20 protein-coding genes, 1 tRNA gene and 1 pseudogene are annotated in these 23358 nt (G+C 67.2%); 7 read left to right on the forward strand and 15 right to left on the reverse strand.

Going from position 1 to position 23358, the window contains the following annotated elements; translation table 11 throughout:
- Nucleotides 1–14 precede the first annotated feature (14 nt).
- The gene (locus tag Q0A27_RS09150; protein ID WP_291474788.1) at nucleotides 15–1370 is read right to left on the reverse strand and encodes an LLM class flavin-dependent oxidoreductase; all 1356 of its coding nucleotides are present in this window, start codon (nucleotides 1368–1370) and stop codon (nucleotides 15–17) included.
- Nucleotides 1371–1436: 66 nt separating this feature from the next.
- Here Q0A27_RS09150 and Q0A27_RS09155 point away from each other — a divergent pair, with 66 nt between their 5' ends.
- Entirely contained in the window at nucleotides 1437–3605 is a 2169-nt protein-coding gene (locus tag Q0A27_RS09155) for an AarF/UbiB family protein (protein WP_291474790.1), read from the forward strand.
- A gap of 20 nt (nucleotides 3606–3625) precedes the next feature.
- On the opposite strand, the gene Q0A27_RS09160 is transcribed toward Q0A27_RS09155, so the two are convergent.
- The 7 genes and pseudogenes from Q0A27_RS09160 to Q0A27_RS09190 form a co-directional block, all read right to left on the reverse strand.
- Nucleotides 3626–4054: a hypothetical protein gene (locus Q0A27_RS09160; protein WP_291474792.1), complete on the reverse strand. Its 429-nt coding sequence runs from the start codon at nucleotides 4052–4054 to the stop codon at nucleotides 3626–3628.
- Nucleotides 4055–4058: 4 nt separating this feature from the next.
- The gene (locus tag Q0A27_RS09165) at nucleotides 4059–4499 is read right to left on the reverse strand and encodes a VOC family protein (RefSeq protein WP_291474822.1); all 441 of its coding nucleotides are present in this window, start codon (nucleotides 4497–4499) and stop codon (nucleotides 4059–4061) included.
- Nucleotides 4500–4559: 60 nt separating this feature from the next.
- Nucleotides 4560–4907 (reverse strand): annotated as a pseudogene (locus Q0A27_RS09170) (helix-turn-helix transcriptional regulator); the annotation flags it as partial.
- A 75-nt stretch (nucleotides 4908–4982) separates the two neighbouring features.
- Nucleotides 4983–6344: a hypothetical protein gene (locus tag Q0A27_RS09175; protein WP_291474794.1), complete on the reverse strand. Its 1362-nt coding sequence runs from the start codon at nucleotides 6342–6344 to the stop codon at nucleotides 4983–4985.
- A gap of 121 nt (nucleotides 6345–6465) precedes the next feature.
- Nucleotides 6466–6657 (reverse strand): hypothetical protein, encoded by a 192-nt coding sequence (locus Q0A27_RS09180; protein WP_291474796.1) that lies wholly within the window; start codon nucleotides 6655–6657, stop codon nucleotides 6466–6468.
- A 169-nt stretch (nucleotides 6658–6826) separates the two neighbouring features.
- Nucleotides 6827–6899 (reverse strand) — tRNA-Ala (locus tag Q0A27_RS09185).
- 89 nt (nucleotides 6900–6988) lie between these two features.
- Entirely contained in the window at nucleotides 6989–7966 is a 978-nt protein-coding gene (locus Q0A27_RS09190) for a TauD/TfdA family dioxygenase (protein WP_291474798.1), read from the reverse strand.
- A gap of 162 nt (nucleotides 7967–8128) precedes the next feature.
- Between Q0A27_RS09190 and Q0A27_RS09195 the strand changes: the two genes are divergently transcribed.
- Nucleotides 8129–9217, forward strand: a complete 1089-nt coding sequence (locus Q0A27_RS09195) for a winged helix DNA-binding domain-containing protein (protein ID WP_291474800.1) — start codon at nucleotides 8129–8131, stop codon at nucleotides 9215–9217.
- Nucleotides 9218–9280: 63 nt separating this feature from the next.
- Here Q0A27_RS09195 and Q0A27_RS09200 read toward each other — a convergent pair whose 3' ends face one another.
- The 6 genes from Q0A27_RS09200 to Q0A27_RS09225 all read right to left on the reverse strand — a co-directional run bounded on the left by Q0A27_RS09200 (nucleotide 9281) and on the right by Q0A27_RS09225 (nucleotide 17264).
- On the reverse strand, nucleotides 9281–11605 hold the full coding sequence (locus Q0A27_RS09200; RefSeq protein WP_291474802.1) for an arylsulfatase: 2325 nt from the start codon (nucleotides 11603–11605) through the stop codon (nucleotides 9281–9283).
- Entirely contained in the window at nucleotides 11602–13215 is a 1614-nt protein-coding gene (locus tag Q0A27_RS09205; RefSeq protein ID WP_291474804.1) for an ABC transporter ATP-binding protein, read from the reverse strand. The genes Q0A27_RS09200 and Q0A27_RS09205 overlap by 4 nt, the downstream gene beginning before the upstream one ends.
- Complete coding sequence (locus tag Q0A27_RS09210) at nucleotides 13212–14036, reverse strand: ABC transporter permease (protein ID WP_291474806.1); 825 nt, start codon at nucleotides 14034–14036, stop codon at nucleotides 13212–13214. Before Q0A27_RS09210 ends, Q0A27_RS09205 begins: the two co-directional genes overlap by 4 nt.
- Nucleotides 14033–15001 (reverse strand): ABC transporter permease, encoded by a 969-nt coding sequence (locus Q0A27_RS09215; protein ID WP_291474808.1) that lies wholly within the window; start codon nucleotides 14999–15001, stop codon nucleotides 14033–14035. Before Q0A27_RS09215 ends, Q0A27_RS09210 begins: the two co-directional genes overlap by 4 nt.
- A gap of 5 nt (nucleotides 15002–15006) precedes the next feature.
- Nucleotides 15007–16602 carry an ABC transporter substrate-binding protein gene (locus Q0A27_RS09220; RefSeq protein ID WP_291474810.1) on the reverse strand — a complete coding sequence of 532 codons (1596 nt, stop codon included), beginning with the start codon at nucleotides 16600–16602 and terminating at the stop codon, nucleotides 15007–15009.
- Nucleotides 16603–16697: 95 nt separating this feature from the next.
- Nucleotides 16698–17264, reverse strand: coding sequence for a TetR/AcrR family transcriptional regulator (locus Q0A27_RS09225; RefSeq protein ID WP_291474812.1), 567 nt, complete (start codon nucleotides 17262–17264; stop codon nucleotides 16698–16700).
- A gap of 122 nt (nucleotides 17265–17386) precedes the next feature.
- Here Q0A27_RS09225 and Q0A27_RS09230 point away from each other — a divergent pair, with 122 nt between their 5' ends.
- Complete coding sequence (locus Q0A27_RS09230) at nucleotides 17387–18382, forward strand: ABC transporter permease (protein ID WP_291474814.1); 996 nt, start codon at nucleotides 17387–17389, stop codon at nucleotides 18380–18382.
- Here Q0A27_RS09230 and Q0A27_RS09235 read toward each other — a convergent pair.
- Nucleotides 18379–20082: an AMP-binding protein gene (locus Q0A27_RS09235; RefSeq protein WP_291474816.1), complete on the reverse strand. Its 1704-nt coding sequence runs from the start codon at nucleotides 20080–20082 to the stop codon at nucleotides 18379–18381. The genes Q0A27_RS09230 and Q0A27_RS09235 overlap by 4 nt on opposite strands.
- A gap of 132 nt (nucleotides 20083–20214) precedes the next feature.
- On the opposite strand from Q0A27_RS09235, the gene Q0A27_RS09240 reads away from it, so the two are divergent.
- The 4 genes from Q0A27_RS09240 to Q0A27_RS09255 all read left to right on the forward strand — a co-directional run bounded on the left by Q0A27_RS09240 (nucleotide 20215) and on the right by Q0A27_RS09255 (nucleotide 23241).
- Nucleotides 20215–21072 (forward strand): GDSL-type esterase/lipase family protein, encoded by an 858-nt coding sequence (locus tag Q0A27_RS09240; RefSeq protein WP_291474817.1) that lies wholly within the window; start codon nucleotides 20215–20217, stop codon nucleotides 21070–21072.
- A 193-nt stretch (nucleotides 21073–21265) separates the two neighbouring features.
- Nucleotides 21266–22141, forward strand: a complete 876-nt coding sequence (locus Q0A27_RS09245; RefSeq protein WP_291474819.1) for an esterase — start codon at nucleotides 21266–21268, stop codon at nucleotides 22139–22141.
- Between the two features lie 424 nt (nucleotides 22142–22565).
- The gene (locus Q0A27_RS09250) at nucleotides 22566–23021 is read left to right on the forward strand and encodes a DUF4442 domain-containing protein (RefSeq protein ID WP_291474824.1); all 456 of its coding nucleotides are present in this window, start codon (nucleotides 22566–22568) and stop codon (nucleotides 23019–23021) included.
- Nucleotides 23022–23100: 79 nt separating this feature from the next.
- Nucleotides 23101–23241: a hypothetical protein gene (locus Q0A27_RS09255; protein ID WP_291474820.1), complete on the forward strand. Its 141-nt coding sequence runs from the start codon at nucleotides 23101–23103 to the stop codon at nucleotides 23239–23241.
- The last annotated feature ends 117 nt before the right edge of the window (nucleotides 23242–23358 follow it).

The following is a 23358-nucleotide window of genomic DNA, read 5'->3' on the forward strand; positions in this document are numbered from 1 at the left end:
GCCGAAGCCCCGGACTACCCCAGCAGGTTCTCGCGCAGGGTCGTGCCCTCGTATTCCCGACGGAACCGGCCGCGCTCCTGCAGCACCGGCACCACCTGGTCGACGAAGGTGTCCAGTCCGTGCGGCATGGAGGGCGGCATGATGTTGAATCCGTCGGCCGCCCCGCAGTCGATCCAGCGGATGATCTCGTCCGCGACCTGCTCCGGGGTACCGACCAGGGTCGCGTGTCCGCCACCGGCGGCAAGGTAGCCGAGCACCTCCCGCACGGTCGGGCGCCGAAGGTCGTCCTGGCCGCTGCTGGACCCGCCACGGCGTCCGGCGTGTTCCACGATGTGCCGGACCAGGGTGGCGCGTCCCGGGGCCGCATCACACTCACTGACCGGCGGCAGGACGGGGAACTCGGCGTCCGGGTCCCAGGCGGTGGCGTCCACCCCGAGGAAGGCGGAGAGGTCGTGCAGAGCCGCCTCGATCGGGAGCAGCTCATTGAGCTCCTGCTGGTGGCGTCGCGCCTCCTCCTCGGTGGATCCGACATAGGCCACGAGGCCGGGCATGACGCGCACGTGGTCGGGGTTGCGGCCCATGGCGGCGGTACGGGCGCGGACGTCCTTCCGGAAACCGCGGGCGCCCTGGGAGTCCCAGGCGACGGTGAAGACACCTTCGGCGTGGGACGCGGCAAGGTCCCGCCCCGGCTCCGAGACACCGGCCTGGAAGATCACCGGCTGCTTCTGGGGCGGGGTGGGGATGTTCAGCGGACCGTCGACCCGGAACCACCGGTCGCGGTGGCTGATCTTCTTCAGCTGGGAGGTCTCGGTGTACCGTCCACCACGGTCGGCGACGATCGACTCCGCCGGCCAGGACCCCCACAGTTCCTTGATCGTCTCGGCGAACTCCCCGGCACGGGCGTAGCGCACCGCGTGGTTCGGCAGAGCGTCCATCCCGTGGTTGCGGGCCTCGGCGTCCAACTGGGAGGTGACGATGTTCAGCCCGGCGCGTCCGCCGGAGATGTGGTCGAGACTGGCGATGATGCGGGCGGCGTGGAACGGATCCCAGAATGTCGAGGACACCGAGGACACCAGACCGATATGTTCGGTGACCTGCGATATCGCCGCAAGGCTGGTCATCGGCTCAAGGAACCAGGTCGGGCCGGCGGTGAGCGCCTCGGTCCGGGCGGCCTGTCCGTCGGGGAAGAAGATGGCGTCGAACCTGCCGCGTTCGGCGGTCTGCGCCAGGCCCTCCCACCAGGAGATGTCGCCTAGCCGGTCGACGGCGGAGTCAGCTGCACGCCAGGCGGCTGCATGGTGGCCGCAGCCGCTGACGAAGAGGTTGAGGTGGACCTGTGCCGGATTGTCGGGCTCGCCGTTCTCGGTCATGGGAACCTTTCAGAGGTGGTGAATTCCGGGGGTGGGATGTTCTTCCACGTCGGTAGCCTGTACGGCATGGATACTGACGTGTCGACAGTTTCACCGTACCTGTCCGTGGCTGAGGGCACCCGCACCGCCTCCGTGGCGACCTGGTTCCTCGTGCCGCTGCTGCTCATCGTCGGTGCGGTGGCCCTCGCCGCTGTCACCTGGCTGCTGGCCACGGTGATGCGCCGGGTCCTCGGTGTCCCGGTGGGCTGGCCCCGGTCGATCGTCGTGGCCCTGGTGGTCTCCCTGGCGACCGGTGGCCTGGTCTACCTGGCGATCGACCAGTTCTGGGACTCCGGGGTGGAACCCGGCCCGGCGGTCATCCTCGGCGGGATCGCACTGCTGTGGATGCTCGGTTTCGGCGCGGCGGTGCTGACCGTCCTGGAGCTCATCGCACCGACCGGGGCGACAGGCGGCTCCCCGCTGTCCTGGTTCAGCGGCCTGCGTGACGCCCGCGGCCGCAACCGCCGTTACCGGCAGGTCACGGCGGTGTTCGTCCGCCGGGGGCTGACCTCGGGGCGCCCCTCGTTCTCCGGGAAGGACGCCGACGCGACCCGTCGGATCGCGCAGTCCTTCCGTGAGGCCCTCGAGGAGTGCGGGACGACCTTCGTGAAGCTCGGCCAGAACCTCTCGACCCGGGAGAACAACCTGCCGCCGGAGTTCATCAGCGAACTCTCCCAGCTGCAGACCTCCGCCTCCCCCGCACCCTGGTCGGAGATCCGCGAGGCACTCACCGAGGCACTCGGCGCGGCTCCGGAGGAGGTCTTCGCCTCGGTGGAGCATGAGCCGATGGCCGCGGCGTCGGTGGCCCAGGTGCACCGGGCGACACTGGAGGACGGTACGGCGGTGGTCCTCAAGATACAGCGTCCCGGCGTGGTCGAGGAGGTCACGCGGGACACCGACATCGTGCTGCGGGTCTGCACCCGGCTGGAGAACTCCGCGCAGTGGGCCGGGGACATGCGGCTGAAGCAGCTGGCGTCCTCCTTCACCACGACGCTGGCCGAGGAGCTGGACTACCGCACCGAGGCGACGAACATGCGCCAGATGGCGGAACCGGTCGCGGCGACTGGCATGGTCATGCCGAAGGTCTACGGCGAGTTCTCCTCCCGGCGACTGCTCGTGATGGACGAGCTGGTGGGTACTCCCCTGGGCTCGGCGACCGGGCCGGACGGGGAGATCGCGGCGATGACCCCGGAGCTGCGCCGGGAGCTCGGTGACCTGCTCATGAGCGCCTCACTGCGGCAGATGATGCGGTACGGCGTCTTCCAGGCCGACCCGCACCCGGGCAATGTGCTGGTGATGCACGATGTGACGGTACGATCGGCCTCCTCCTCGGAGAGTGAGCACAGCCTGGGCCGCCTGCATGTCACCGCGGGCTCGGACGAGGAGACGGTCACCACGAGGGAGACCGGGCTGGGCATGCTCGACTTCGGTGCGGTGGGTCGCCTGGACTCCACGGACCGCACCGCACTGGCGGCCGTCTTCGCCGCCATCGACCTGGGGGACGCCAGGGTCCTCACCGACGCCCTGCTGGGCCTCATGGACCGTCCGGAGGAGCTGGACATCCGTGCCCTGCAGCGGTCCGTCAGTGCGCTGCTGTCCCGCTACGGCGGGGGGATCGGGTACGGCGAGGGGGCCGCACTGTTCAGCCGGCTCACGCGGCTGTTCAACGACTACAGGCTGGTCGTGCCGGAGACGATCGCCGTGGCGCTGCGCAGTCTCGCCGAGCTGGAGGGCACGTTGCGCGTCCTCGACCCCGGCTATCCGCTGGTGGAGACCGCCCGACGTGAGGGATCGGACCTGGTGAAGGACCGGTTCCGTCCGGGGGGTCTGAAGGACGCCGCCGAGAGCGTCCTCATGGAGTCCCTGCCGCTGCTGCGGGACCTTCCGCGCCAGGTCTCGGGGATCGTCGGTGACCTGCAGAACGGCCGGATGTCGGTCAGCATGCGCATGTTCCGCAACCCCGGTGACCGGGCCTTCCTCACCGGGCTGCTGCAGCAGATCACCGTGGCGATGGTGGCAGGGTTCTGCGTCCTCGGCGGGGTGATGCTCATCGCCTTCGGGGACGGTGGCCCGAAGCTCGTCGACGAACTGACCTGGCACGCGGCGATGGGTTATGTGGTGTTGTTCGCCGGCTTCCTCTTGTCCCTGCGTACCGTGGCGATGGTGCTGTTCCGGGGCAGGGGCGGGCGGCGGTAGGGACCGGCCCCAGAGACGGCTCAGCCTCCCACGGCGTTCCGCACGAGGACCCGCAGCCATTCCTCCACCGCCGGGGTCACCTCGACCACGGCGAAACTGGTGGCCCACATGGGGCCGTCGTCGAGGGTGGCGTCCTCGGAGAAACCAACGGTGCCGAAGCGCACGTCGAACTTCGAGGCCGGCTGGTAGAAGACGATGACCTTGCCGTCGAGGGCGTAGGACGGGAAGCCGTACCAGGTCTTCGGGGCGAGCTGCTGTGCCTCCTCGGTAACGACGCGGTGCAGCAGAGCCGCGACGGCCGCGTCCGTCCCTTCGAGGGCGTCGATCGCGGCGACGCAGGCCTCGAACTCACGGGCTGTCTTCGCCGCCCCTTTGAGCCCCTTGGTGGAGCGGATCTCCTCGGCGCGCTGGGCCATGGCCGCACGCTCTTCATCACTGAATCCGGACATGGTGCTACTTCCCTTCCTGGGTCGGGGTCTCCTGGATGCGCAGGAGGTTTCCGGCGGGGTCGCGGACGGCGGCGTCCCTCAGTCCGTAGTCCTGGTTGACCGGTTCCTGGACGATGTCGGCACCGGCGGCGACAAGTGCCTCGAAGGTGGCGTCCAGATCGGCGGTGGCGAGGTTGGCGCCGAAGTAGGTGCCCTTGGCGACAAGTTCGGTGAGCAGTGCGGTCTCCCCGTCCGTGAGGTCGGAGCCGACACCCAAGGGGTGCAGCACAATGGCGGTGTCCGGCTGACCGACGGGGCCGACGGTGATCCACCGCATGGCCTCGTAGCCGACGTCGAGGCGGACCTCGAAACCGAGCACGTCGCGGTAGAACGCGAGGGACGCCTCGGGGTCGAGGTGGGGCAGGAAGCTGGAGTGGATGCTGAGACCGGTACGTGGATCGCTCATACCGCTGAGACTACGGTGCGCCCGATGTGCCCGCTTCTCGATTCCTGACGGTGCGGTGGGGCGCTCCCGGCGGGGTCTGGTGACCTGCCTGGCGATACACAGCAGCATCCCCGGAACCACGTCCGCTCCCTGCGCGCGGCACACGCTCGGAGGGACACCGACGAGCTCGGAGAAGCGGGTGCTGAAGGTGCCGAGTGAGCCGCAGCCGACGGCGAAGCACACCTCGGTGACGCTCATGTCCGTGGTACGCAGCAGCGTCATCGCGCGTTCGATACGCCTTTTCATGAGGTACTGGTACGGGGTCTCCCGGTAGGCGGCCTTGAACTGGCGGATGAGGTGCCCCGGAGACTGGTGCACCGCCCGCGCCAGGGAGGTGACGTCGAGCGGTCGGTCGTACTCGCGGTCCATACGGTCGCTGACGCGCCGCAGGAGCACGAGTGTCTGCAGGTCAGGTCGTCCGGTCACCTGGCCATTGCGGCACGGCTACTCGCCGGTCTCCGCGTCCTCCGGATGGACGAGGCACATGGTGTCGAGGACGTTGTCGTAGACGTCCAGGGCGGTGCCGGAGAAGTAGGACGCGACATTCGCCAGGTTCGGGATCAGCGTGTAGTTCTTGTCCGGGCCAGGAGCACCAAGGTTGAACAGACTGCCCGGATTCGCGGTATTCACGACGTCTCCGGTGGCGACATCCCAGATCTTCGAGATGATCAAGCCGACCAGGGAGTCCGCGACGGTGGCGTAATCCACGCCGTTGCCGACGGTGAGGTCACCGACCGCGGTGGAATCGTTCGCGGTGCCGTCGATGTAGCCCTCGACACCGCCCCACAGCAGGGTGACCATCGGGTTGTCGATCATGTTGAGGATCGGGTTGAGGTCTTCCTCGTCTTTCATGACCCAGTTGTTGGTCACGCGGGCGGTGCGGGCGTTGGCCTGCAGTCGGGCGACCTCAGCGTCGAAGGCACCGAGTTTGTCGGCGGGGATCTGGCCACGCATGCCCTCAGCCACGCGGTCCAGGGCGGCGCTGAGGGTTTCGGCGGAGGCGGGGACGCAGGTCTCGGCGTCATCCAGCGTCATGTACTCGGCGTTGGCGCGCTCGGCCGGCTGCACCGGGACGACCGGGCGGGCGCCTCCGTCGGAGAGACGCTCCTCGTTGTCCGGGGCGTCCTCCCCTTCCCAGCACCGGGAGGTGAGGTTGTCCTGCAGGCCGGTGGCCAGGGACTTGATGCCCTTGGAGCCGTACTGGAAGGGCAGCTTCGCCAGGTAGCCGATGGTGAGGTAGCCGCCGATGAGCGGGGTGCCGCCGAGCGCGTCACCGATCACGGGGATCGGCGCGATGGACGGCATCGAGGTGGCGACGACATCCAGTGGCACGGTGAAGGTGTACATGCCGAGCACCAGGGTCTCGACGACCTCGGAGAGGGTGAGGTCCTGGAAAGCGACGACGGCGTCCGCCTCGCCGTTACGGATCTTGTCGAGGCGGGCGACCGCGAAGTTCGCGTACGGATCGGCATTGTCCTCGGCGACCTCGTTGATCTCGGAGGCGTCACGGGAGACGTCGATGTAGGCGACGTTGGTGCTGACCAGCGAGGCCCGCAGGTTGTTCACGTTGGTGTCGAACATCGACGCGAACTGGGCGGGGATGCCTGCCCTGGTCTCGGCGGCCATCTGGTCGAAAGCGGCGAGCACGGAGATGGTGCCGGCGTCCTTGCAGGTCGTCTCATCAGTGGGGGCAGGTGCGTCCTGCGCGGTCGCGCCAGGGGCGACAACGAACGCGGAGCCGGCGGTGGCGGCGGCCAGGATCATGGTGGCAGCGCCGCGCGACACGCGGCTCATCTTCAGCGTCATGCGGGTAGCGTACCCACACCCGGCCGGTTTTTTCCTGTCGGATCAGTGAGCCTGGCCTAATGTAATTGATCTCACACCCCGGACCACCCCAGACCACCCCGGGGCGCCCGGTATCCGCACGTCAGTAGTTCGCGGGAGGGTCACTGGCGGGGAAGGTCTCCTCGCCCCACTCGTCGACCGTCTCCTCGATAGTCTCCGGGCCCTGCTGCGGAATCTCCTTGTCCGCGGTGTGCTTCGGGTCCTTCTTCGTGTCCTCGGGCGCAGGGGCGTCCTCGGCGTGATGCTTACCGGTCTTCTTGTCGTGATCGGTCATCGTGCTCATCCCCTTTCGGTGATGTCGTGGGTTTGTGGGCTCTCCACCCTAGGCATGGCGGCCGCGTCGCGCCGCCCCCGAATTGAGGGGTCCGGTCGAGCGGTAGAAATGGTAGAAATGACAGAAAAGGGCACCTCCCGGATTCCCGGAAAGTGCCCTTGAACTGCGGTGGAGCTATGGGGAATCGAACCCCAGACCTTTGCATTGCGAACGCAACGCTCTACCAACTGAGCTATAGCCCCGTCACTGCCCTCTCCGGAACACCCCGGAGACGACACCGAGAGAGCATACACCCCGGTCGGCGGAACACATAGTCAGCCCCCGCCGGCGGTCAGATCACCGAGGCGTCCCCGACGTAGCCCACCAGCGGGCGGACATCGTCGATGACGGAGTACTCCGAGGCGTCTCCGGTGAGGATGCGCGACCGTTCCCCGGTCACGGACGTCGGCACCGAGCCGGCCAGCGTCACCCGGTGCAGGTTGCGGGTGTGGTCGCCGAAGTCGTGGACACCGTAGTGCTGGGTGGCGTGGTTGTCCCACAGCACCACGTCGCCGTCGCTCCAGTCCCAGCGGAAGACGTTGTCCGGGCGGGTGATGCGGTCCTGGTAGAGAGCGAACAGGTCGTGGAACTCGTGGGTCTTCAGACCGACGAAGCCCTGGACGAAATGACCGAGCAGCAGGGACCGCTCGCCGGTCTCCGGGTGCAGGTGGACGACCGGGTGCTGGATCTCGAAAGGCACCCGGGTGAACTCACGGCGGTACTCGGTCCTGTCCTCGTTGCTGTCGTGGCTGTTGGCGTAGTCGTACTCGTTGGAGTGCGTCGCCCACAGGCTGTCGGCGAGGGCGCGCAGCGGCTCGGGCAGTGCGTTATATGCGGCGACGGTGTTGGCGAACAGGGTCGAGCCGCCGTAGGGCGGCAGGTTCACGGCCCGCAGGACGCTGATCTTCGGCACCCGGTCGACGAAGGAGACATCGGTATGCCAGGAGTTCGCCGCCCCCTCGATCACCAGGCGGTCCAGGCCGGTGGAGTGGACGGTGGGGTGGGCGAGCGTCGGCGTGCCGATCCGGGAGGCGAAGGCGTACTGGCTGTCGTCGTCGAGGAACTGACCTCGGAAGCCCACGGCCTTGTGGGTGGCGAGCGCGGTGCGGATGAACTCGACCTCGTCGTCGGTGATGTCGCCGGAGAGGTCGATGCCCTCGATGACGGCACCGATGTTCTTCCCCAGACGGGTGACAGTCGGGGTCGAGGCGGCACTGGTGGTGTCGGCGGAGTCGGTGGTGTTGGTCGGGCGGGAGAGCGTGCTGGTCATGGTGGTTCCTTTCGGTGGTGCGGTAGGGAGTGGACCCCGGACAAGTAGACCGCTCGGTCTGTTCCGGTTGTGACTGCCGACCCTACGGTGCCACCACGTACCACCCCAGCATTCACCTCACCGTGAACTGAAGACGTCCGTCAGCCCACTACGCTGGCCCGCATGGTCAATCCCGCCCTCGTCGAAGCCCGTCTCACCGCACTCGGCCTTGCCGCACCCTCCCGCGACACCCCGGCACAGGTGCTGGCGGACCTCGGACCGATGCAGGGGCAGGAACTGCCGGGCGTCACCTCCTCGATAGCCCTACGCCTGACCGGGCAAAACGCCACCGCCGTGCAGGACGCCTTCGCCGACGGCTCGATCGTCCGCGGCTATCCCATGCGCGCCACGGTCTTCGCCCTGGGCGCCCGGGACGCTGCGTGGGTCACCGAGCTCTGTGCCGCACCCCAGCGCACACAGTCCCGACGCCGGCTCGCAAAGGACGGTCTCACCCCGACTGACATCACCAAGGCCCATGACCTGCTGCTGGAGCACCCCGGCGGGTTGAGCCGAGCGGATCTCGCCGCGCTGTGGGCGTCCCACGGGCTGCCGGAGACCCGCTCATTCCTCTATCTCCTGGTGCGCGACATGCTACTCCACGGCACGGCCGTCTACGGTCCGGTCACCGCGTCCGGCGACCAGCTCGTCGTCCCCGCGGAGACCTGGTTGCCGGCCGGTTCCGGTCTGGAGGGGCGCTTCAACGGAGACGCCACGTCCGCCACCGCCACCCTGCTGCTGCGGTACCTGAACGGCCACGGGCCTGCCGGACTCCGGGACTTCGCGTGGTGGACCAAGTTGCCGGTGAAGCTCATCAGGGACGCCTTCACCATGGTCCGCGACGAGGTGGAACCCGCGGCGTCCTTCTCCCCTGCCCTGGGCGAGGACGCCTGGGTACGCCCCGGGCTGGTCGACGAGATCACTGCCGTGACGGCGGCGGCGCACGGCACGTTCCTGCTACCGGCCTTCGATGAACTGGTGCTCGGCTACCGGGACCGCCTGGCCTTCCTCACGGACGATCACCATGACGAGGTCGCCCCCGGCAACAACGGCGCCTTCCGCAAGACGGTCGTGCGGGGCGGCAAGTTCGTGGCGACCTGGCGTGCACCGAAGGGCAGCCCCGGCCGGCGGCTGGCCCTCTCCCCCTTCCGCCCACTGAGCGCTACCGCCGAGCGGGATATCACCCGTACGTTCCGGCGCTATCCCCATGCCTGAGCAGTCCCCGTTTCACGTGAAACCGTGACAGTCAGGAGCGCAGCGCCTCCCCACCCGGGTTGCTCAGTCGAAGACCTCCGCGGCGTCCCGTGCGATCTCGGCGAGCACCTCGGGACTGTAGGGTGCCCGCTCCCCCGGCTCGTAGCGTACCGAATGCAGCGTGCCGGAGTACCGCCATGAGCCGTGGGCGACGTAGTTGTCCCAGTGCACCGGACCACCTCGGTTCACACCGACGTCGATACCGCTGAACGGTGCCATACCGAGCAGGGCCCACACATCCGGGATCTCCGCCGACGATTCCCCGACCGTCAGGGTCCAGGTCGTCCGGAAGTCCGCGAGCGCCGCCGAATGCAGCCGTACGGTGTGCCACCCCGATGACACCGGCGGCACCGGCACAGATGTCTCATGCAGGTCGCCGTACTCGTTGACCGCGAGCCACACCCGACCGGCGTCGACCCACACCACGTAGCCGCCGCCCTGGTCGCCGTGCGAGACCAGCACACCGGAATTCCCCTCCGCGACGGTCAGATCGATGACCACGTCGAAGCTCCGCAGCTGTGTCAGTCGCGACGACCGCCACCGTTCCAGCTTCGGAGTTCCGGGAAGCAGCGTCAGCGCCTCCCCGTAGATGTCGTCGGCGGGGCGCCGTAGTTCCGCCCGCGGATCCGAGTGGTCGTTCAACGGGAAGACGGTGTTCTCCCAGGCCAGTCGTTCCCAGCGCGCCGCGAGATCCCGCACCAGCTCAGGGAACTGCCCGGCGAGGTCGTGGATCTCGTTGGGGTCCTCGTCGACGTGGTAGAGCTCCCACTCGGCGTCCTCGAAGGGCGTGCCGGGACGATGGTTCGTGAGGATCTTCCATCCGTCCCGGTACAGCCCACGGTTGCCTCCGAACTCGGCGTACTGCTCCGGCCTGGTGGAGGGGTGGGACGCATCGCGGAGCACCGGGGCGAAACTCACCCCGTCGATGTCCTTCACCGGAACACCGTGCCGGGTTCCGTCGACCGTCGACGGGTGGGGGACGCCCACCAGGTCGAGAATCGTCGGGGTGAGGTCCGTGGCGTACTGGTACTGGTCGCGGAGTCCACCCGGTGCCAGTCCTGCGGGCCAGCTCAGCAGCAGCGGTACGCGGACGCCCCCGGCGAACGTCTGTCCCTTGTAGAAGCGGAACGGGGTGTTGGACGCCATGCCCCAACCCTCCGGATAGTGCGCCATCGACCGGGGACCACCGATGAACGCGGGGTCCCGGTCGACGTCCGCGGCCCAGTCATCAGGCAGTCCCGGCACATGGGCGAAGCGGCTGAAATAGGAACGGGTGCCCTCCGGTCCGCCCTCGGCGGTGCCGCCGTTGTCGGAGGTGAAGACGATGAGGGTGTTGTCCTTCTCCCCCAATTCATCGAGAAGATCGATGATTCGTGCGAGTGACTGGTCAACGGAATCGACCATTGCAGCATACACCTCCTGGTACCGCGCGTAGAGGTCCTTCGTCTGCCCGTCCAGCGAGTCCCAGTCGATGACCTCCTTCCCCAACCGTCCGACGGCCTCGGGCAACGGCGTCTCCGGCGGGATGATGCCCAGTTCGATCTGCCGGGCGTGACGTTCACGCCGCAGAACGTCCCACCCCTCCGAGTACCGGCCCCGGTGCTTCGCCAGATCGGTGTCCTTCGCGCCCAACGGTCCGTGCATGGCGGTGTGCGCGAAGTAGAGGAAGAACGGTCGGTCACTGCCGGCCCGCGTCGCCTGGATGAAGCGAAGTGCCTCGTCGGTGTAGTCGTCGGTGAGGTAGTAGTCCTCCGGTGTCTCCTCGAACTGCACCACCGTGTTGTCCCGGACGATCTGGTTCGGGTGGAAGAAGGAGTTCAGCCCCTCCAGTGACCCGTAGTAGTGGTCGAAGCCCCGTTGTACCGGCCAGGAGGATTTGTCCGCCCCCTCGTGGATCAGGGAGTCCCTGGTCAGATGCCACTTTCCCACTGCCGCGGTCGCGTAGCCCGCACCTTGGAGCACCTCGGCGAGGGTGGCTACGTCCTCACCGAGTTCCAGCCGGACACCGGGGAACCCGGGATCGGAGTTCGCGACGGTGGCGAACCCGGCGCGGTGCGGGTTGAGGCCGGTGAGGACCGCGGCCCGCGCCGGCGAACACACCGGGGTGGTGTGGTAGTTCGTGAAGGCGAACCCTTCGTCGGCGAGCCGTTGCAACGCCGGGGTGGGGATCTCGGAACCGAACGGGCCGATGTCCGCGTAGCCCATGTCATCGAGGAGCACGACGATGACGTTCGGGGCTCCTTCCGGCGGACGCACCGGGTCCGGCCAGGACGGGGTGGATTCCCGTACGGTACGGCCCACCTGGCCGGGGAAGTTCTCATAGCCACGGGCGAATTCGGGGACGGTCACTGGACGACTCCTTCGGTATCGGGGGTACGGGTGGGTGAACCTTGGGCGGTCACCCGTGGGACCGCGGTCAGGAGATCCCGCGTGTACTGTGTCGCGGGGTCGGCGAAGACGGATGCGGTCGGCCCGTACTCCACCAGGGCTCCACGCCGCAGCACGGCGACGCGGTCGGTGATCTCGGAGACCACCGCCAGGTCATGACTGATGAACACCAGCGCGAAACCCGACTCCCGCTGGATCCGGGCGAGCAGGTCGATGACCTCGGCCTGGACCCGCACGTCGAGGGCACTGGTCGGTTCGTCGGCAATGACCAGTTCCGGTTCCAGGGCCAGCGCCCGGGCGACAGCGATACGTTGCCGCTGCCCACCGGACAGTTCATGCGGGTACCGGTCGGCGACCTCCGGCGGCAACTGCACCGCGGCGAGCAGCTCAGTCACCCGGGCCCGGCGTGTGGCCCGGGTCCCGACACGGTGCACCGCCAGCGGTTCGGCAACCGACCAGCCGACAGTCTTGCGCGGGTCGAGCGCGGAGACCGGATCCTGCTGTATCACCGCGGTCTGCCGCGGTGGCCGGGTGACCACGTCCCCGCGGTCGGCGTGCTGGATGCCGGCGAGGACGCGACCGAGGGTGGATTTCCCGGACCCGGACTCCCCGACCAGTCCGAGAGTCTCCCCGGCATCGACAGAGACGGACACCTCCGACACGGCGTCCACCGTCGACCCCGGATACCGCACGGTCACGCCGCGTGCCGCGGCCACGGGCGCGGGCGCGGCGTCCTCCGGCTCGTCGACCGTACAACCGGTGACCTGCAGGGTCGGCACCGCTGCGATGAGTTCACGGGTGTACGGCTGTTCAGGCGCGGTCAGGATCTGCCCGACCGGCCCCTCCTCCACCACGACACCGAGTCGCAGTACCACGACACGGTCCGCATGCTCGGCGACGATACCCATGTCATGGGTGATGAGGATGACCGAGAGACCGCGGGTCTCCCGCAGCCGGTCAAGCAGGGTGAGGATCCCGGCCTGCACCGTCACGTCGAGTGCGGTGGTCGGTTCATCGGCCAGCAGGATCTCCGGGTCGCCGGCCAGTGCCAGGGCGATGGCGACGCGCTGACGTTGCCCGCCCGAGAGCTGGTGGGGGTAGGACGCCAGGCGGGCGGACGCCTCGGGGATCTCCACCGTCTCCAGCAACTCCAGCGCCTTCGCACGGGCCGCCGGCCGGGCCAGGGACCGGTCGTGGGCACGGATCGCGGCGACGAGCTGGGCGCCGATGGTCCGCACCGGATTGAGTGCAGTCTGCGGCTCCTGGAAGATCAGGCCGATCCTGGCGCCACGGACGCGCTCGAGCACAGCGTCCTCCGCACCGAGCAGTTCCTCCTCCCCCAGGCACACCGAACCGGTGGCATCCGCCCCCGGCGGCAGCAGACCGAGCACCGCGCGGGCGGTCATGGACTTGCCGGAACCGGACTCACCGACCAGTGCCAGGAGCTCTCCACGGTGGAGGTCGAGGCTGATGTCGACGACAGCGGGGCGCGGATGGGCGAAGCTGATGGACAGTTCACGGACGGACAGGACGGTGTCGATGGTGTCGACGGTGTCGACGGTGGCAGTCATGCGGGTACCTCTTTCCGGGTGGAGCGGGACAGCGCCTGCGAGATGAGCAGCAGGCCGACGGTGAGGACGACGACCACGGACAGAGGGCCGACGGCGTAGAAGGGTGCGTGCCAGGCGTAGGCGGCACCTTCGTTGATCAGGGATCCGAGCGACGCGGTCGGCGGGACGACGCCGAGTCCGAGGAAACTCATCGCCCCCTCGACGAACACAGCCGTGGACATGCCCACAGCGAGTTGCACGATGAGGGGGTCGACCGAGTTCGGGAGGATGTGGTGGCGCAGGATCCAGTTCTCGGACGCACCGACCGTACGGGCCGCCTCCACGTACGGGCGTTCCCTGACCGACAGGGCGACGCCGCGGACGAGGCGTCCGAACAGCGGGATCTCGGCGAGGACGACAACGAGGAAGACGGTGCGGATGCCCGGCCCGAGGATCATCGTCACCGCTATGGCGAGCAGGATCGCTGGAAAGGCGAGGACCAGGTCGAAGGTGCGTTGGATGAGGGTGTCGAGGCGTCGGAACCGGGCTGACACCAGGCCGAGCAGGCCGCCGATGACCGCACCGGCCGGGACCGCGAGGACCACGATGAACAGGTTGACCCGGATGCCGTAGAGGGTGCGGGAGAAGAGGTCCTGGTTGACAGCGTCGGTCCCGAACCAGTGCGCGGCCGACGGGCCCAGGAGATTCGCGCCCGGGATCTGCATGTCCGGGGCATAGGGGGCGAGCCAGGGAGCGGCCAGTCCGGCGAGAACGACGATGCCGACGGCGATCGTGCCGGCCAGGCCACGGCCGTGGGTGAGGGCGTGCAGGTGGGTGTTCATGATGCAGCTCCTGCCGGGTTTCTGGACGGGGTCGGTGTCCGATGCAGTCGGATACGGGGGTCGAGGGCGGCGTGCGCCAGGTCGGTAAGGGTCTGCAGGACCACGAACACGATCACCGAAAGCACGAGCAGGACCTGCACCACCGGGTAGTCACGCTGGGTGACAGCCTGTTGGGCCAGATAGCCCAGCCCGGGCCAGGCGAAGAGGAACTCGATGATCACCGCTCCGCCGAGGAGCTGCCCGACCTGCAGTCCCAGCACGGTGAGGGTCGGGGGCAGGGCATTGGGCAGCACCTGGGTGAGGATCACGGACCGGCGCGACTGTCCGGTGGCCAACGCGGTCGTGACATAGGGCTGGCCCAGTTCGTGGGTGATCGCATCCGAGAGGTACCGGGTCAATGTCGCGGCGACCGGCAGAGCGAGGCACAGCGCAGGCAGCAACAGGTACTGGACCGTGATGCCGGGGTCGGCGAGCAGGCCATCTCGGGGCACCCCGCCGGCGGGCAGGACCGACCAGACCACTCCGACGAGAACCAGGGCGACGGTACCGGTCACGAAGTTCGGGACGGCGACGGCCAGGGAGGCGAAGGTGGACCGCAGTGGTTCCGGCGCGGCGGTGGCTGCGGCGGCGGTCACCACGGCAAGGACCAGCGCCGCAACGGTCAGTGCGAGGGTGTTACCGACGGCCGCCCCGATAAGGGAGGCGACGGACCCGCCGAGCACCAGTGACTGTCCGAGGTCCCCGGTGAGCAGCCCACCGATCCAGTGGAGGTACTGGGTGACGACGGGCTGGTCGAGACCGAGCGTGGCGCGCAGAGCGTCCACCGCCTCAGGTGGGGCGTCCGGGCCGGCGAGTGAGGTGGCAGGGTCACCGGGGATGAGGCGGAGTAGGGCGAAGACGACGACCGATCCGGCGACGATGACGCCGAGGGCGGCCGGGAGACGGCGGAGGAGGAAGCTGGTCATGGTGGTCACTCCGTGAGGTAAGCGTGGGCGAGGTCGGGTTCGGAGCGCTTCGACCAGTTGACGCCGTGCAGGGCGGAGGTCGTCACCAGTGGGGAGTCCGGGGCGACCAGTTCAAGGACGAAAGCATCTTCGAGCAGGTCGTTGTTGAGTCGCCGGTAGATGCCCGACGCCTCGCGGCTGTCCGGGTCAGCGACGGTCCAGGCGTCGGTTGCGTCGGTGGCGTAGTCCTCGTCGAGGAAGTTGGAGGCGTTCTTCTCCGAGTTGAACGGGAAGGCACTGACCGGGAGGGTCGAGGGGGTGTACTGCGCGAAACTGTGGCCCAGCACCCAGATGCCATCGAAGTTACCGCCACGGAGCCGGTCGATCATCACGGCGTTCTCCTGCGGGTCAAGCCGGGTGCGCAGCCCGATCTCCTCGAGGTTCGCGGCGATGATCTGCGCGATGTTCTGTTCGCTGGCGCTGCCCGCCGTGTAGGAGACGGGAATCTCGGGGATACTCTCCGCTCCCCCGGCGTCGGTGAGGAGCTGCCTGGCCAGGCCAGGGTCACGGATGTAATGCTCGTTGGCCGCCTCGTCGTAGGCCGGTGAGTAGGTCGGCCAGGGCAGCGAGGTCGTGCGTCCGCGACCCCGGAAGACCTCCTCGAGGATGCGGTCCCTGTCGATGGCGCTGCCGATGGCCCGTCTCACCCTCACATCGGTCAGACCCGGGTGGAGCGTGTTCAGCCCGGCGTAGATGTTGCCGTCGACACCGGTCCGGTCGAGGACGCGGAACAGGCCGTTGTTTTCAAGGGCCTCAGCGTCCCTGGCGCCGGCGTCGGAGACCACGTCGAGCTGGCCGGAGCGCAGCTGGGAGTAGAGGGTCCGTTCATCGGGGACGACGACGAGCTCTGCGGCGTCGAGGCGGGGAGCTCCTCCCCAGTAGGCGTCGTACGCGGGCAGTTCGAGTCCGGCACCGGGGTGGCGTGTGCCGAAGCGGAAGGCTCCGGTGCCGTTGAACCCGGTGCCGGCGTTGAAGGCGTCGACCTCCTTGTCGTCGATGACCGGGACGATGTCGAAGAGGTCGAAGAGGTTGTTGACCCGCCGGGTCAGGTGAAGCACTGCCGTGGCGGGGTCGTCGGTGTCGACGTCCCCGACCAACGCAGCGGTACGGGCGAGCTGTCCGGAGTGCGTCGGGTCGGCGTAGTTCGCGAGGCTGGCGGCGACATCCGCGGAGGTGAACGGGGATCCGTCGTGGAACAGGACGCCGTTACGCAGATGGAGGGTGACGGTGAGCCCGTCATCGCTGACCTCCCAGGACTCAGCGAGGGCCGGCTGCGGGGTGAGGCTGCCTGCACCGGACCCGTCATCGGTCGCGTAGCTGGTCAGGGTGTCGAAGACCAGCCCGGAGACGACCTGTTCGGCGGTTGTTGCCGCGGCGTAGAGGTTCTTCGGCCTCAGGTCGGTCAGGGCGCCGATGCGGACAGTCCCACCGTCCACCGGTGTGCCGTCGGCGGCATCGCGGCGTTCCCCCACCGCCGAAGTGCAGGACGCCAGCAGCACGGTGGCGAGGACAGATGACAGGACGGCAGTCGCCCGGGCCGGTCGGCGGGATCTGTTCAGCATTCACCGAGTAGACCATGCTGTCTGTTTTCTGCGCCCCTCTTCGTTTCATCATGAACGGTTTCACGTGAAACTTCTGCGGCAGCCCGCGGAGCAACCTACGGCCGCAGTCCCCGGAGGAAGACGTCCACCATCCACCCCGCCTGATCCGGCGCGAACTCCTCCGCCCGTTCCGCCAACGGTCGGGACAGTGCAGCCAGCCCCAGATGGAAACGCCAGGCCGTGAGATCCTCGGACACCAGCCCGTAGGACGCTGCAGTGTCCAGCAGCTGCCCATAGGCCACGGCGAAACGCGCGCGGTCATCCGAGGTCTCAGTCCACACCTTGCCACCCTCGGGCACCACGGCGATGGTCCCCAGGGCCACCTCGCCGACCCTCAGGTCGGCGACCCCGTGCGCGATGGCGTGCCAGGTCTGCTCAGCGTCCTGCGCAGTCCCCCACCCGTCGGCATGTTCGTCGAACACTGCGAGTATCCGGTCGACCATCTCCTTGACGACACCGGTGACCAGGTCCTCCCTGGTCGGGAAATGCCGGTACAGGGTGGCGATCCCCACCCCTGCCTCCGCTGCCACGGAACGTAACGAGACCTCCGGCCCTTTGTCCGCGATCATCCGCCACCCGGCATCCACCAGTGCCGCCCGATTCTGCCGCACATCCGCACGCATCTAGTGTCCTTTCTCCCGTATATCCACAGCGTAGTGCTTGCGTCACCACCACCGGAACACTATGCTCCGTTTTCAAGCTACCGGAACATACTGTTCCGTTTCCAGTTCGACAGGAGCACCCCGTGACCACTCAGTCCACCGAGCCAGAGACCACAGACGCTCCGGCAACCCCCTGGGGCAAACTCATCGGCATCGTCCTCGCGCTCTCCGCCGTCATCTGCCTCATGCTGCTTGCGTTCCTCACCCCCTCCTACAACTCCGGCGCAAAAGACCTCCCCCTGGCGGTCGCCGGTCCAGAAGCCGCCGTCACCCAGATCACCGGCGCCCTGGAGGAGAAGCAGCCGGGTGCCTTCGACGCCACCACCTACGCATCCCCGGAAGACGCCCGCGACGCCGTCCTCAACCGCGATGAGATCGGCGGCATCGCCGTCAACGGTGACAACGAGCTCACCGTCTACACCGCCGCGGGTGCGGGCACCTCGTACAAGACGCTGCTGACAACCATCGGTTCAGGCCTGGAAGACCAGGGCATGACCGTCAGTTATGACGAGGTCGCCCCCACCACCGACGACGACCCCAACGCCACCGGACTCAGCGTCCTGGCCCTTCCCCTCGCCTTCGGTGGCATGATCTCCGCCGCTCTCCTGTCCATCACCATGAAGAAGCGCTACAGCCTCCGCGTCATCGGGTCCCTGTCATTCTCCGTGATCGCGGGCTTCCTCGTCGGTGCGATCCTGCAGTTCGGCTTCGGCACCTTCGACGCGAGCTACTGGGAGCTCTCCCTCATCCTCGCCCTGGGTATCGCCGGCACGTCGATGTTCGTCCTGGGGCTGGAGTCCCTCATCGGTTACGCCGGACTCGGGCTGGGAGCAGTGCTGACACTCTTCGTCTCCAACCCCCTGTCCGGCATCGCCACCGGCTGGCAGTGGCTCCCCTCCCCCTGGGGCATGATCGGCCAGTACCTGCCGATCGGAGCGGCCGGCAATGCCGCCCGCTCCGTCGGATTCTTCGACGGTGCGGGGGCCACGCATTCCGTGGTCACCCTCATCGTCTGGGTCCTCATCGGCCTCGGCTTCGTCGGCCTGGCCACGCTCAAAGACCGTAAAGCGGCGTCCTAACGGACCAGGTCGCGCTTGACGACCTTGCCGATGGCATTGCGCGGCAGCGCCTCGGTCTGCAGGACAACATCACGCGGAATCGCCGGGACGATGAGGTTGTTCTCGATATGTGCACGCACGTGGTCTTCGGTGACCTCGACGGTGCCGTCGAGAACCACATAGGCCTTGACGCGCTGGAAGGTCTTCTCGTCTTCGACGCCGACACAGTAGGCGTCATCCACGCCGTCCATGCGGCAGATGAGGTCGGAGACCGAGCTCGGCCAGATGTTCTCGCCACCGACGATGATCATGTCGTTGTCGCGGCCGAGGACGCGCAGTCGACCGGACTCGGGGTCGATGACGCCCTTGTCCCCGAGGTTCAGCATGCCGCGGGTCTCCTCGGCCCGGTCACGGTTGCCGAGGTAGCCCTCCATGGACATGACGTTGCGGGCGTGGATGATGCCCACCTCGCCCGGCGCCACCGGCTGACCGTCCTCACCGAGCACCTCGAGCTTGCCGTTCCACACCGGGTAGCCGGCGGTGTTCGGGTCGGCCTTGAGGTCCTCCGGCCCGGCGAAAGCGACGAGCAGGCCCTCGGTGGAGCCGTAGCCGGAACCGAGGATGTATCCGTACTGCTCCTCCAGGCCGAGGACCAGGTCCTCACTCATGGCGTTGCCGGCGTTCATGATGAACTTCACGGAGGAGTGGTCGTACTTGCCGGGGTTGGCGAGATCGACGGCGAGCTGGTCCTTGAGGAAGACCGCGGAGCTGATGATGCCGTCGCACTTATGCTCATCAACCTGGCGCAGGACATTCTCCGGGTCGAAGACGCGCTGGGTGACGATCTTGCAGCCCGCCAGCAGCGCGATGACGGAGACACCCCAGCCGAGCACGTGGAACATGCTCGCGGTCATCTGCAGGGTGCAACCGGCCTCGACGTCGAACTTCTCCAGCGGCGGGCCGATGACGCCGAAGGGCAGCATCGGCTCGGAGTGGTTGACCGCCTTCGGGGTGCCGGAGGTACCGGAGGACATGAGGACCACACCCCCCTGGTTCACCTTCTTCGGCAGCGTGTCGTCCTCGGTGCCGGGTGCGGCCCACAGGTCCTGGATGGTCGGGAAGTCGATGTCGGTGCGGTGGTCCGGTCCGGCCCAGGCGTGGACGAGGGTGAGGCCCTCGACGTCGGTCGGGAGCTTCTCGTCGAACTCGGAGTCCGCGAAAATCACGTCAAGGTCATGCTCCACGGCGATGTCGTGGAGCTGCTGCTTGCTGGCACCGACGTTGAGCAGGAAGACCGTGAAGCCGAGATAGCCCTTCGCGGACAGCGGCACCATGAACCCGCGGCCATTGCGGGCGAGGATGCCCACCCGGCTCTTCTCGGTGATGCCGCGGCTGGCGAGGACCCGCGCGGTGAGGCGGGCCCGGGTGCGCAGCTCACGGTAGGTGAGCTCACCCTCGTCGTCGACGAGGGCGGTGCGCTCCGGGTAGCGGGCGGCGCCGGACTCGAGCAGCCCGGTCATCGACGCGCCGTAGCGGGCGAGGTGCTTCGCCGCGGCGAGGTGCTCCCCCGGCGTCCCCCCCTTAAGCAGTCCGGTACCCAGAACCGCCTTGCCACCGCGCAGGAGACCACGGGTGTCATCGAGGAACTGCTGGCGTTCAGCGCTGTCGAACAGGTTGATCACGAGGATTGGAGCCTTCCAGTCGGGTTGGAGCGTCGGCATGCCGGGACCATTACACTATCCGTTCAGTAACGATTCCGCCGCTTACCACCGGTCAGCGAGGGTCAAACGTTACTCCGCTCCAGAAAAAAGACGAAGATGTATCACTATCGATACCAGAGGTTACCTTTTCACATGCCCCGTGCCGCCACCCCCATTGCCCGGATTCTCGGGGCACTCCTCATCGCAGGTCTCCCGTTCGCCGCCGCCGGCCCCGCACACGCACACATCACAGCCACCGTACCGACCCTGCTCTTCGGCGATTCGGTCGCAGCGAACCCTGCGCCCCTGAACTTCCTCGTCGGCAGGGTCGCCGAGGAGGGGTACCCCGTCCCCGCCACCGTCGGTGCCGGTGGGTGTTCCACGGACAACCGTCTCGCCGACGGCATCGCCGCGTCCTCCGGCGTACCGGTCGCGAACTACGCGTGTGCCGGAAGTTCACTCTGGTCCGGGGACACCCTGGTCAGCGATGCCGTCTCGGACGCGGTGCACCACCGGGACCTGACCGCCGCCACCCGCGAGGTCATCATCCTCGCCGGCGCGAATGACACCTACCCGCTCCTGATGGACGGAGTTCCGCTCGACAAGGTCGAGGACGCCATCCGCGACTCCATGGCGGAGACGGTCCGTCAGATCCACCACACGGCACCCGATGCCCGGGTGAGGGTCCTCGGCTATCCCCGGATCGCCGATGATGCCGGGGAGGTCTGCATCATCAGTGTCACACCGGGCGTCTTCACCCCGTGGATGCCGGATGTCGGCATGCCGCCGGTCCCGGACATCGGGGCGTCCCTCCAGCGGGCCCAGATCAACGCGGCAGCGGACGCCGGGGCGGAATTCGTCGACCTCAAAGGCCCCTCGGCGGACGGTCCGATGTGCTCGGAGAACCGTTGGCTCGTCGGGATCGTCGACACGACCGCCGACCACTACAATCTCCCCTTCCACGCGACCGATAATGCGCTCGACCGCATCGCCGCAATTGCAGCTGTGTAATTCACCGTATTATCTGCAACCCATGGTATTTGTGGGGCTAAAGGTACTAGTGTGAAACCGAAGGTCGCACTATTGGTCACGAATGTGTAACGTTCCTGACGACCTGTGCGTTGGACCACCGTGAATCCGCGCGCCGTCGGTGTCTCCCTGACGTAACGCCGACGACAGAGACTACGAGAGGACGCTCGATTCCATGAGCTCACGCCACACCATGACCTCCGGCCGCCGACTGCGTAACCGCATCGCCACCGCGGCGACCGCAGTGCTTGCCGTCGCAGGTATCGCCGCTGGAGCCGTCGCCGTCACCGGCAACGGTGCCCCTGAAGCCGAGGCCGACGGTGGCCGCGCCGTCCTGGCCGGAGACTCACTGGTCGCGAACCCTGATCTCTACAACTTCCTCGCCGGCAAGGGTGTCCCGCTGCCGGACCCGGTCCTGTCCCGGACCGGCTGCGGCACCGACAACCGGTTCCGTGACGCCATAGCCGGTGCCAGCGGTCAGAACGTGCAGAACTACACCTGCGCCGGCGCGTCCTACCGTACCGGTGGCGCGCACGTCATCGACCAGGTGAAACAGGCCGCAGCGAACGGCGACGTCAATGGTGCCACCGTCTACCTGCTCGCGGGTGCCAACGACACGTACCCCTACATCCTCAACGACCACATGCCGGTCCCGCAGATCGAGAGCAACCTCAGGGACGCCATCGCGAAGGCTGTCCGTGCCGCCAAGGACGCCGGCGCCGCCGACGTCAAGGTCCTCGGTATGCCTCATGTCACCAACGCCGCCGGTGAGGTCTGTGCCATCAACCTCATCCCGGGTGTCCAGGTCCCGACCTTCGGCATCAACATCTCCGATGTCGAGTGGGCCATGGAGCGCGCCGGTGCGGCCGGAGCCGCCGAGGGTGGCGGACGCTTCGTCTCGCTCAAGGAGCCGAGCAACGGCCACGAGATGTGCTCGAACAACCGGTACATCACCGGCCTCATCGACACCACCTCCGCGCGTCGCAACCTGCCGCTGCACATGACGGATGAAGGCCACGCCGTGCTCGGTGCCTTCGCCGGCCGCGCATAGCAGAGCACGCGCAACAGCTGCACAGAACGATACCCCGGAAGCTCTCCGAGACGGAGCGTCCGGGGTGTTTCTGTGTGTGTTCCCTCTCCCAGCCCCCGGATACAGCAGAAGGGCGCCTCCCGTTTCCGGAAGACGCCCTGGGTGCTTACTTGTGGAGCTGAGGGGAATCGGACCCCTGACCTTCTGCCTGCAGAAGACACGTACCAGGCGTCCAGGTACAGACGTCTCGTTGCCGGTGTTGCGTTCAGCCGACTCAAAGCGGTTACAACGGAGCAGTCAGATACCGGCTTGTATTCCTGTAGCGGACTGAGAGCGGACTGTAGTGAACTCCATGGATAACGCATCGGCACAAACCATAGGCAACTTGTTTCATATCATGGTAGAACCATCACAACGTGTCCCACACCACACCGGAGGTACCGCAATGGCATACACACCACGACAGTTGAAGCGCTTCATGTCACTTTGGCCACCACTGTTGGGGGCAGGAGTCAAGGTCAGGGAGTTCGCTGATGATGGATCGCGTGTCGTAGTCACACACAAGCCGAATAAACTCACCAAGAACGCAGTCGGAACTGCGTTCGGCGGCACGATCATGTCCATGACCGACCCGTTCTATATGCTCGCCTCGATGTCCCGCCTCGGGCGCAACTACAACGTGTGGGACATCGGCGCGGAGGTCAGCTTCATGAAACCCGGACGCGGCACCATCACCGCAGACATGCGAATCGACGACGCGACCTACGATCTCATCCGCGAGAAGACCGCAGACGGTTCAAAGTACCTCCACTGGTTCGAAGTCGACGTGACGGATGACGCCGGAGAAACTGTCGCGAAGGTGCGACGCCAGGTGTACTACCGTCGCAAAAAGACCTCATAGGTGGGTGTGCTGTAACTCACACTAGAAGACACGACCGAGGAAGAGTCAGGGTCGACTTACATAAAGAGAGGAAGCCCCCATGAGCCTCTACATCCTCGTCAAGTCCGTCCTCGCAGCATCCCCGTACTACCAGGTGAACAACCACATGATGCCGCAAGTCGGTGCACAGTCCGGCAGCTCGGATCGGGCCTGGCCTTGCCCGCAGATCGTGGACAGGTAACTACGCTGCGTCAGGTTCCTCAGCAGCAGATTTGTTGAGCAGATTCATTTCGAACTCCACCGACGGCACGTACCCCAACGCGCCAGTGCAGTCACCGACCTTCAACCCCGCCCCAAC

Source organism: Corynebacterium sp. (assembly GCF_022712275.1).
Lineage (GTDB): Bacteria > Actinomycetota > Actinomycetes > Mycobacteriales > Mycobacteriaceae > Corynebacterium.